The 11138-nt window shown below is 36.7% G+C and carries 7 protein-coding genes and 1 pseudogene; all 8 read left to right on the plus strand.

The window, feature by feature from the left end; genetic code table 11:
- Positions 1 to 60: 60 nt before the first annotated feature.
- The 8 genes and pseudogenes from ON07_RS08945 to ON07_RS08980 all read left to right on the plus strand — a co-directional run bounded on the left by ON07_RS08945 (position 61) and on the right by ON07_RS08980 (position 11092).
- Complete coding sequence (locus ON07_RS08945; RefSeq protein WP_033445066.1) at positions 61 to 672, plus strand: TetR/AcrR family transcriptional regulator; 612 nt, start codon at positions 61 to 63, stop codon at positions 670 to 672.
- Entirely contained in the window at positions 672 to 2036 is a 1365-nt protein-coding gene (locus ON07_RS08950; protein WP_010230284.1) for a TolC family protein, read from the plus strand. The genes ON07_RS08945 and ON07_RS08950 overlap by 1 nt, the downstream gene beginning before the upstream one ends.
- A 22-nt stretch (positions 2037 to 2058) precedes the next feature.
- Positions 2059 to 3225 carry an efflux RND transporter periplasmic adaptor subunit gene (locus tag ON07_RS08955; RefSeq protein ID WP_029331733.1) on the plus strand — a complete coding sequence of 389 codons (1167 nt, stop codon included), beginning with the start codon at positions 2059 to 2061 and terminating at the stop codon, positions 3223 to 3225.
- Between the two features lie 9 nt (positions 3226 to 3234).
- Complete coding sequence (locus tag ON07_RS08960) at positions 3235 to 6753, plus strand: efflux RND transporter permease subunit (protein WP_010230291.1); 3519 nt, start codon at positions 3235 to 3237, stop codon at positions 6751 to 6753.
- Between the two features lie 127 nt (positions 6754 to 6880).
- Positions 6881 to 8628, plus strand: a pseudogene (gene aspS, locus ON07_RS15050) (aspartate--tRNA ligase).
- Between the two features lie 132 nt (positions 8629 to 8760).
- On the plus strand, positions 8761 to 10551 hold the full coding sequence (locus ON07_RS08970; protein WP_010230295.1) for a chloride channel protein: 1791 nt from the start codon (positions 8761 to 8763) through the stop codon (positions 10549 to 10551).
- Positions 10552 to 10554: 3 nt separating this feature from the next.
- Positions 10555 to 10794: a hypothetical protein gene (locus tag ON07_RS08975; protein ID WP_010230297.1), complete on the plus strand. Its 240-nt coding sequence runs from the start codon at positions 10555 to 10557 to the stop codon at positions 10792 to 10794.
- A gap of 100 nt (positions 10795 to 10894) precedes the next feature.
- Positions 10895 to 11092 carry a cold-shock protein gene (locus tag ON07_RS08980; protein ID WP_026837247.1) on the plus strand — a complete coding sequence of 66 codons (198 nt, stop codon included), beginning with the start codon at positions 10895 to 10897 and terminating at the stop codon, positions 11090 to 11092.
- Positions 11093 to 11138: the final 46 nt, after the last annotated feature.

The following is an 11138-nucleotide window of genomic DNA, read 5'->3' on the forward strand; positions in this document are numbered from 1 at the left end:
GAAACTTTTTTTGTTTTTAAAGTTTCCTTGGTGTATTTTTGCCGAAAATTTATAACAAGCGTGCAAGAGAAAATTTTACATAAAGCTGTTGAGCTATTTTTAAATTTCGGATTTAAAAGTGTGACGATGGATGATATTGCCACAGAAATGGGAATATCTAAAAAGACCATTTATACACACTTCTCTACAAAAACGAAATTAGTAGAAGCTGCAGCGCTTTATATCTTTGAAACTATTTCTACAGGGATTGGTTGTATTAGTGCTAAAAAGCTAAACGTAATTGAAGAAACCTTCGAAATAAAGAATTTTGCGATGAAGCATTTAAACAATGAACGTTCTTCGCCGCAATATCAACTAAATAAGTATTATCCCAAAATAGCAGCGGTTTTAAAGAACAAGCAATTTGAAGTAATGCAAGAATGTGTTGTGGATAATTTAAATAGAGGGATAGAAACCGAAGTTTACAGGGAAAACATCCCTGTTTCCTTTATTTCCAGAATCTATTTTGTTGGGATCACAGGGATTAAGGATAACGATCTTTTTCCTACAGAAGAATTTCCAATTCTGGAATTAATGGAAAATTATCTTGAATATCATTTACGTGCCATAGTAACAGAAAAAGGCTTAAAAACCCTGAATAAATTTATCAATAAAACACCCGAAGACAAGTAATGAAAAAGATTATTTTAACATTCTTTCTAGCATTTCCAGCTTTAATATACGCACAAGATGTAGAAATCAATTCTGTGCAATCCTATACACTGGAAGAAGCCATTGCTTACGGATTGGAAAACAGCTACAATTCAGAAATTGCCAGTAAAGATGTAGCTATTGCATTAAAGCAAAAATGGGAAATCATAGCTCAAGGATTACCGCAAATAAGTGGGAATGCCGAATATAGAAACAATTTAGAACAACCGGTTACTTTATTGCCAGGAGAAATTGCCGGCGGAGATCCGGGAACTTTCGTGCCTGTAACTTTTGGAACCAAACAAAATTTAACCGCCACTGCAACCTGGAATCAGTTGATATTTGATGGCTCCTATATAGTAGGTGTGCAATCTGCAAAAACCTTATTACAAATCTCAGAAAATGCGAAAGTAAAAACAGACCTTGTAGTAAAACAAACAATTACTGACGCCTACGGGAATGTGCTGCTGGCTAGGGAAAGTGTTGAGATTTCAAAAAGAAACTTAGAGACCATTCAGAAGAATTATAATGACACTAAAGTCACTTATGAGAATGGCTTAATCGAGGAAGAGTCTGTAGAACAATTGGAGATCACATTGCTGGGCTTAGAAACAAGTTTGAATAATGCTCAACGAATGGAAGGGATCGCATACGATATGCTAAAATTAAGCATGGGTATTCCGGTGGCTACTCAAATTGTAGCAGTAGATAATCTAGAGCAGCTAAGCACAGATAATTTCGACCTACAATTATTGAATAAACAAATTCCTATTGAAGATAATATAGATTTCAGGTTAGCACAAGATCAAAGCAACCAAGCAGAGATTTTGGTAAAACTTGAAAAAAGTAAAGCCCTTCCAACGCTGTCGGCTTTTGTAAATTATGGAGCTCAGGCCAATAGTGATACTTTCAGTTTTTTTACCAATAATCAAGTATATTTTGATCAATCTGTATTGGGACTAAGCTTAAATGTGCCTATTTTTAGTAGTGGATTAAGAAGCGCCAGAACTGCGCAAAAGCAAATTCAATATGAGCAGTCTAAACTTCAACTGGAGTTAACTAAAAATCAAGTAGAATTAGAAATACAGTCTGCAAAGAACGATTATGAATTTAGCTTGGAGAATTATGCTAATAAAGGGAAAAGCTTGGATCTTGCAGAGCGTATTGAAAACAAAAATCAGGTTAAGTTTTTAGAAGGATTGTCTTCCAGTTTCGAGTTAAACGAAGCACAACAACAACTATATAGAGCACAACAAGAATACCTTCAAGCAATGTTGGAAGTTGTTACTACAAAAACAGCAATAGAAAACTTATTGGACACCACTAAATATTCAAAAGAAAATTAAAAATCTCTTCAATTTTAAGAACATGAAAAAGTTATTATACATATCAACATTATCCCTACTTCTTATCGCTTGTGGAGAAGACAATAAAAATTCGATGGAAGCGGTACTAGAATCTAACGATATCGAAACCATTCAGAAAAAAAGAGATGAATTGACCACAGAACAACAGGAAATTCATACCAAGCTAAAGGTGTTAGACAATAAACTGGCTGAACTTAATCCTGAAAAGAATGTTCCATTAATTACCACCTTTACTGCAAAATCTGAAGTTTTTAATCACTTTTTAGAGCTTCAAGGAAGTGTAGAGACCAAACAAAATGTGGTAATAAATGCCGAAATGGGCGGGATTTTACAACAAGTTTATGTAAAAGAAGGTCAGAAAGTTTCTAAAGGTCAATTGCTTGCGAGAATAGACGATGGCGGAATGAGCCAACAAGTAGCACAATTACAAATTCAGGCAGATCTTGCTAAAACTACCTTTGAGCGCCAACAACGCTTGTGGGAACAAAAGATTGGAAGCGAAATTCAATATTTACAGGCAAAGTCCAATTATGAAGCACAGCAAAGTGCGGTGAACCAAATGAAGAGTCAGTTATCTAAATCTACCGTGACGGCACCTTTTTCTGGAACTATAGACGATATAATTACCGAGCAGGGAAGCGTGGTTTCCCCTGGACAAACTCCAATCTTACGTATTGTGAATCTTAGCGATATGTATATAACAACAGATGTTCCGGAAAGCTATATCGCAGATGTGGTAGAAGGTAAAAATGTTGAAGTAACATTCCCTGTTTTAGGAAAAACTGTAGAAACAAAAATTAGACAAACCGGAAGCTTCATAAACCCGGACAACAGAACCTTCAATGCAGAAATTGAAGTTCCGAATAAGGAAAAAATGATCAAGCCTAATTTAACGGCTCGATTAAAAATAAATGATTACACCAACGACAAAGCTTTAATGATCCCGCAAAGCATTATTTCAGAAAATGCTGAAGGGGAACAATACATCTATATTTTAGATAGTATTAAGGATAAAAAAGCGATAGCCAAACAAACATTTATTAAAACCGGAAAAACACAAGGAGATGTAATTGAGGTTTTAGAAGGACTTAAGGATGGAGATGCAATTATCGAGGAAGGTGCTCGAAGTGTGAAAGATGGTCAAACAGTAAAGATTATAACTTACTAAGAATACGTGATGGCAAAAAAGCAAAAAAATATCGAGAAGGAATTTAAAATGTCTTCTTGGGCAATAAAGAATAAGACTACCATTTATATGGGGATGATCTTGATTCTTTTCCTTGGGATCTCTGCATATTTCACGATGCCAAGAGAAAGTTTCCCGGAAATTCAGGAAACCAAAATCTATGTAAGCTCTCTTTTTCCCGGGAACACTGCGGAAGATATCGAGAAATTGATAACAAATCCGTTAGAGGACAAGCTGAAAACTGTGAGTAGTGTGGTGGAGATTACTTCTACCTCTCAGGAGGATTATTCGATGATCGTAATAGAGTTTGATGAGGATATCCCTGTAGAACTTGCTAAACAAAAAGTGAAGGATGAAATAGATTCTGAAACTTCCGGCGAAGACTGGCCAACATTTAACGGCGCGAAAGTAGAGCCTAATGTTTTCGAGCTGAGCATGTCTGAAGAAATTCCAATTCTAAATATCAATATCTCGGGAGATTATCCAGTTACAAAACTGAAGGAATTTGGAGAATATCTTCAAGATGAAATAGAAAACCTTCCGGAGATCAAGAAAGTAGATATTCGTGGTGCACAGGAAAAAGAAATTGAAGTTGCTGTAGATATCTATAAAATGATGGCTTCTTCAGTGAGTTTTCAAGATATTACAAGCGCCATTAGTAATGGGAATATGACGATGTCTGCAGGAAATTTTATTGCCAGTGGACAACGAAGGACTATTAGAATTATCGGAGAAATACACAATCCGGAAGATCTGGAAAATTTCGTTGTGAAATCTGACAATGGGAATAATGTCTATCTAAAGGATCTAGCTACAATTTCATTTAAAGAAAAAGACAGAACTACCTATGCGCGAGAATTTGGGGATCGCGTAGTGATGCTGGATGTAAAGAAACGTGCAGGTAAGAACATGGTTGCTGCGGCAGAACAAATAGAACTCATTGTAAAAGATGCAAAAGAGAATGTTTTTCCTTCCAATCTTAAGATAACTATTACAAACGATCAGTCCTCCAAAACCATCGGGCAAGTAGACGATCTTGTAAACAACATCATCTTTGGGATTATTCTGGTGGTTACCGTTTTGATGTTCTTTTTAGGATTCAAAAATGCCCTTTTTGTTGGGTTTGCAATTCCTATGTCGATGTTTATGTCTTTAATGATTCTCAATCAGCTTGGATATACCATGAACACGATGATCCTATTTGGGTTAATTATGGGACTCGGGATGTTGGTGGATAACGGAATTGTAGTTGTGGAGAACGTGTATCGTTTGATGGATGAAGAAGGTATGAGCAGGATTGAAGCAGCGAAAGAAGGAATTGGAGAAATTGCACTTCCTATTATTATATCTACCGCAACAACAGTAGCTGCATTTATTCCTTTAGGACTGTGGCCCGGAGTAATGGGACAATTTATGATCTATTTCCCCATCACACTTTCGGTGGTGTTAGGATCTTCCCTATTTGTAGCCATATTCTTTAACTCTGTGTTGGTGTCTCAATTTATGACTACTGAAGATAGAAATCAGCCAAGAAAAAGAATCATTAGAATATCTTCCATTGTTGCCGGTATCGGTCTGTTAATTTTCATATTTGGTGGAGAATACAGGGCTTTAGGTACGGTAATGATCTTTACAGCTATTATGATGTGGGTGTATCGCTTGTTACTAAGAAAAATGGCAAATAGATTTCAGAATAAATCTTTGGTGAAATTAGAGAACTGGTATGAGGGGAAATTAACCTCATCATTCAAAAAGAAACGTCCATATTGGATCGTGGGAGCTACTTTCTTGTTGCTATTTATTGCCTTTATGGCCTTTGGAGCATCATTGGGAGCACAACGTACAAAAGTGGAGTTTTTCCCGGATAACAAACCAAACCAGATCATTGTTTATATAGAATATCCACAAGGAACAGATATAGAAAAAACCAATGCGATCACTAAAGAGATTGAAGAAAAGGTTTACAAGGTTATAAACGATCCTGAATATATAGAGGATGGAACTAATTTCTTAGTAGAAAGTGCAGTTTCCCAAGTTGGGGAAGGTGCAGGAAATCCACAAACAGATGGAGGTTCTGCCGCAGAGATGCCTCATAAAGGGAAGATCACCGCATCCATGAGGGAGTATAAATTCCGAAAAGGAGCAGATAGTGAGTTGTTGCGTCAAAAAGTACAGGAAGCATTAGTTGGAATCTATCCTGGAGTACTGATTTCTGTTGAAAAGGATCAAAATGGTCCTCCTGCAGGTGCTCCAATTAATATTGAATTAGAAGGTGAAGATTATAACGAATTGATTGCAACTGCAGAGAAAATGCGGGAGTTTATCAATAGTAAAAACATTGCGGCAATCGATGAATTGAAGATCGATGTGAATAAAGATAAGCCTGCAATGCAGGTGATTATCGACAGAGAAAAAGCTGGAGAGCTAGGCGTTAATGCCGGACAAGTTGGACAGCAACTTCGTAATTCAATCTTCGGAACAAAAGCTGGAGTTTACAAAGAAGCTGGGGAAGATTACGATATTTATGTAAGATTCAACGAAGCGAGTAGATACAATACAAGCGCACTTTTCAATCAGTCTATGACCTTTAGAACAAATACCGGGCAGTTACGTGAAATACCTGTTTCAGCGGTGACTTCTAAAAAGAACAGTTCTGGGTTTAGCGCTATTAAGCATAGAGATACGCGTCGTGTTGTAACAGTTTATTCTGCTTTGGCTCCCGGTTATACAGATGCCGGCGCAGTTGTAGCTCAGGTTCAGAATGAAATGAGAGGTTTCGAAGGGCTTCCAGAAGATATCAAAGTAGATTATACAGGGCAAATTGAGGAGCAAAACAAGCAGCAATCCTTCCTGATGGGAGCATTTTTTAGCGGACTCGGTTTGATCTTCCTTATCCTGATCTTCCAATTTAACTCGATCTCTAAACCATTAATTATAATGATCGCGATCTTCTTGAGTTTGATAGGAGTATTTGGCGGAATTGTTATTTCCGGAGCGCCATTCGTGATTATGATGACGATGATGGGAATTATCTCTCTGGCAGGTATTGTGGTGAATAATGGAGTGGTATTGCTCGATTATGCCCAATTACTTATAGATAGAAAAAAACTTGTGCTAGGTTTACGAGAAGATGAGTATTTAGATAAAGACCAGTTGCTTAAAACTATTATTCAGGCAGGTAAAGCCCGTTTAAGACCGGTATTGCTTACTGCAATTACTACAATCTTAGGATTGATACCACTAGCGATAGGTTTGAATATAGATTTCTTCAAGTTGTTTAGTGAGTTCGACGCGAACATTTATTTTGGAGGAGATAATGTGATTTTCTGGGGGCCATTGGCTTGGACAGTGATCTACGGACTTATGGTAGCAACCTTCTTAACATTGATTATTGTACCAATCTTATTCTATATAGCAATGAGAATTAAAATGTGGGTACATTCTAAAAAAACTACGGAAGAAGTTGTTGTACAAAAAGAAGAATTCGAAACTGTAGAAATAGCTGAATAAATATTATTTCTAGAATGCTATAAAAACCTTTCAGCCATTAAAAGCTGAAAGGTTTTTTTTATGTCTCAATTCTTCAGTGTAACACTTAATCTTCTTACTTTTGCAAACCAAATTTCAATAGTGCGTTATGTATAGAAGTCATACTTGTGGAGAATTAAGAGAATCTCATATCAACCAGGAAGTTACCTTATCCGGATGGGTTCAAAAGACCCGAAATAAAGGTTTATGATCTGGGTAGATCTTAGAGATCGCTACGGGGTGACGCAACTTATTTTTGATGAAGAACGCACTTCTTCAGAAATGATGGAAAAAGCTGCACAACTTGGACGTGAATTTGTAATTCAGGTGACCGGAAAGGTGATCGAGCGCGAATCTAAAAATCCGCAACTTCCTACTGGAGATATTGAAATTTTGGTTTCTGAGTTGGAAATATTGAACGCTTCCTTAACGCCTCCTTTTACTATTGAAAATGAAACCGATGGTGGCGAAGAGCTTCGTATGAAATATCGCTATTTGGATATTCGTAGAAATCCAGTGAAAGAGAATTTAATGTTTCGTCATCAAGTGGGAATGAAGGTGAGAAATTACCTTTCTGAAGAAGGATTTATTGAAGTGGAAACTCCGTATCTTATAAAATCTACTCCGGAAGGAGCTCGTGATTTTGTGGTACCAAGCAGAATGAATGAAGGGCAATTTTACGCCTTACCACAATCTCCGCAAACCTTTAAACAATTGTTGATGGTTGGCGGAATGGACAAATACTTCCAGATAGTAAAATGTTTTAGGGATGAAGACCTTAGAGCAGACAGACAGCCGGAATTTACACAGATTGACTGCGAAATGGCATTTGTAGAGCAAGAAGATATCCTGAATATTTTTGAAGGATTAACACGCCATTTACTTAAAGAAATTAAAGGTGTTGAAATAGGTGATTTTCCAAGAATGACCTATGCCGATGCCATGAAAAAATATGGAAACGACAAACCGGACATTCGTTTTGGGATGGAGTTTTCAGAATTGAATGATCTTGCGAAAAATAAAGGTTTCAATGTGTTCGATCAGCAAGAACTTATTGTTGGAATTGCAGTTCCCGGAGCCGCTTCTTATACAAGAAAACGGATCGATAAGCTTATCGAATGGGTGAAACGTCCACAGGTTGGTGCAAACGGAATGGTTTGGGCAAAATACAATGAAGATGGAAGCCTAAAATCTTCAGTAGATAAATTCTATTCTGAAGAAGATCTAAAAGTTTGGGCAAAAGAAACCGGAGCCAATCCCGGAGATCTTATTTTAGTAATGTCTGGAGATGCTGATAGTACTAGAACACAGTTAAGCGCATTAAGAATGCATTTAGCTACGGAACTTGGATTGAGAGATCCTAAAGTGTTTGCTCCATTATGGGTAGTAGATTTTCCTCTTTTAGAGTGGGATGAAGAAACCAAGAGATATCACGCAATGCACCACCCTTTTACTTCTCCTAAGCCAGAAGATATTCAGCTTTTAGCTACCGATCCAGGGAAAGTAAGAGCAAATGCTTATGATTTGGTGATGAATGGAAATGAAATTGGTGGAGGTTCAATTCGTATTCACGACAAAGCAACCCAAGCCATGATGTTCGATTATTTAGGATTTACTCCTGAAGAAGCCAAAGCTCAATTTGGGTTCCTAATGGATGCATTTCAATATGGTGCACCACCACATGGAGGAATCGCTTTTGGATTTGACAGGTTGGTTGCAATTTTGGGAGGACATGAGACTATTAGAGATTATATCGCATTCCCAAAGAACAATTCGGGAAGAGATATTATGATAGATGCTCCTTCAAAATTAGATGACACGCAACTTACAGAGTTGCACTTAAAAGTGACGGAATAACCCCTAATTTTTGATTTTTTTTGGTTTCTGAAACTGGTTTAAGTAGGGTGCAAAGCACTTATAGGCACAATCGGTTTTAAGTTGATATATTAGTAATACCGTTTTCACTGTTCAATAATATTAGCATCTTCGATGTTTACACGAGCTAAACCCGGTTTTCAAAAATTCCTGCTTTGGAAGACTAATAATCTTACCCAACATCAATTTATTTTAATTCTTAGTGCTCTTATTGGACTTGCCAGTGGATTGGGGGCCGTATTGATTAAAAACCTTACGCACTTTATTCAGGAATTATTAGAAGGAAAACTAATATCGAATGTACACCATGCATTTTATTTCATTTTCCCATTAATTGGACTTGCGCTAACGTACGCTATCTTAAAATATGGCTTAAAAAAGAAGATTGGCCACGGAATACCTTCTACGCTGTATGCTATTTCCAAGAGAAAAGGGCTCATGAAACCTTTCCAGATGTATGCCTCTTTAATTACGGCACCAATAACGGTAGGTTTTGGTGGATCTGTAGGACTGGAAGGACCAACTGTTGCAACCGGAGCCTCTTTGGGATCTAATATTGCACGAATATTCCAAATGAATCAGACGCATCGCACTTTGTTAATTGGTTGTGCTGCGGCTGGAGCTATGTCATCTATCTTTAAAGCTCCAATTGCAGCAATAATTTTTGCGATTGAAGTCTTTAGTTTAGATCTTACTTTAGTTTCCATGCTGCCATTGCTTATAGCTTCGGTTTCAGCAATACTCACCTCCTATTTCTTCTTTGGATCAGATATCATTTTACCCTTTCAGCTAAAAGATAAATTCCTTATTTCTGAAGTGCCTTTTTATATAATTCTTGGAATTCTAGCCGCTTTATGTTCAATGTATTTTACAAGCGTCTATTTTAAAATAAATGAGCTTTTCAAAAAAATAGGCTCCCCAATGAGAAGGCTTTTAATAGGAGGGATTGGCCTTGGAATACTCGTTTTTATGATTCCTCCGCTTTATGGGGAAGGCTATAATGTTATAAATAATTTACTGACTGAAAATTATCTTCAAGCCTTAGGCACCAATCTTTTTAATGCATACTTGGACAATATTTGGGTAGTGATTGCGCTTTTAGCCGGACTAGTGATTTTTAAGATTGTAGCTACCTCTCTTACATTTGGAGCTGGTGGCGTTGGAGGAATATTCGCACCTGTTCTTTTTATGGGTAGTGCCATGGGACATGGTTTTGCACTAATCGTAAATAATTTAGGGATTCTAAAAAACCCCATTTCGGTGAGTAGTTTTACTTTAGTTGGTATGGCTGGCTTAATGGCAGGAGTACTACATGCGCCACTTACAGCTATTTTCTTAATTGCAGAACTTACCGGAGGATATGGACTTTTTGTACCTTTAATGATCACTGCAACGATTTCCTATATGATCACCAATCAATTTCAGCCACACTCGGTTTACACTATGGAATTGGCATTGAAAGGTGAGCTTCTAACGCATGACAAAGATAAAGCTGTGCTTACGTTGATGAATATTAAAAGGCTAATTGAAACTAATTTTATAAAACTCCGGATGGATATGACCTTAGGCGATGTAATCCATAAAGGAGTTACAAAATCTTCCCGAAATTTGTATCCTGTATTGGATAATAAAAGTCGTTTCGTTGGCATTATATTATTAGATGATATCCGTCCAATTATGTTTGATAGGGATTTGTATGATAAAGTGACTGTTCAGGAACTCATGCAACGCGCCCCGGAAATAATTGATATCAGAAAAGACCGAATGCAGGATATAATGAGAAAATTTCAGGAAAGTGAAGCATGGAATTTACCGGTGATAGAAAATGATAAATATATTGGCTTTGTATCCAAATCTAAATTACTCACCGCTTATAGACAGAAATTAATTGAAGTAACCGTTTAAACAATGAAATTAGTTATTAAAATACTGGCGATCTCTATACTTATTGCCATTGGAATTGGGTTTTATTATAGATTAAATGATAATATGCTACTAGGGGATAGAATTATTGGAATTGCAGTGCTTGCAAGTGCTTTTGTACTGATGCCCATCTTCTTATACGTTCGGTGGAATGGAAAAAAATTAAGCGACTACACCCTTACAAAAGAAAACATGGATAAAATGCGCGACAATCGCAGGGACTGAAGGACTTATAATTAATAATGGTAAAAAATATTCTTAATTGAGTAAAAAGGATAAATTATATTATGTAAGTTTGTTCTTTATTAATTTTTATTTTATTACAATGGAAGGTACAGTTAAATTTTTCAATGAGTCTAAAGGTTACGGATTCATCACTAACGATGACACAGGAAGAGATATCTTTGTTCACGTTACAGGTCTTAATGGAGAGTCTTTAAATGAAGGCGACAAAGTTGAGTACGTTGAAGAAGAAGGAAGAAAAGGACTAACGGCTGCTCAAGTTCGTTTGATCCACGATTAATATATTTTTATATTTAATTCGCGACTTAAAAACCCGTCTAAATTAA

Source organism: Gillisia marina, assembly GCF_000258765.1.
In the GTDB taxonomy this organism is placed as follows: Bacteria; Bacteroidota; Bacteroidia; order Flavobacteriales; family Flavobacteriaceae; genus Gillisia; species Gillisia marina.

Bases quoted from the DNA above. Each gene is read 5' to 3' on its own strand.
- ON07_RS08950 (WP_010230284.1), top strand. From the start codon at position 672: ATGAAAAAGATTATTTTAACATTCTTTCTAGCATTTCCAGCTTTAATA.
- ON07_RS08955 (WP_029331733.1), top strand. From the start codon at position 2,059: ATGAAAAAGTTATTATACATATCAACATTATCCCTACTTCTTATCGCT.
- ON07_RS08960 (WP_010230291.1), top strand. From the start codon at position 3,235: ATGGCAAAAAAGCAAAAAAATATCGAGAAGGAATTTAAAATGTCTTCT.
- ON07_RS08970 (WP_010230295.1), top strand. From the start codon at position 8,761: ATGTTTACACGAGCTAAACCCGGTTTTCAAAAATTCCTGCTTTGGAAG.
- ON07_RS08975 (WP_010230297.1), top strand. From the start codon at position 10,555: ATGAAATTAGTTATTAAAATACTGGCGATCTCTATACTTATTGCCATT.
- ON07_RS08980 (WP_026837247.1), top strand. From the start codon at position 10,895: ATGGAAGGTACAGTTAAATTTTTCAATGAGTCTAAAGGTTACGGATTC.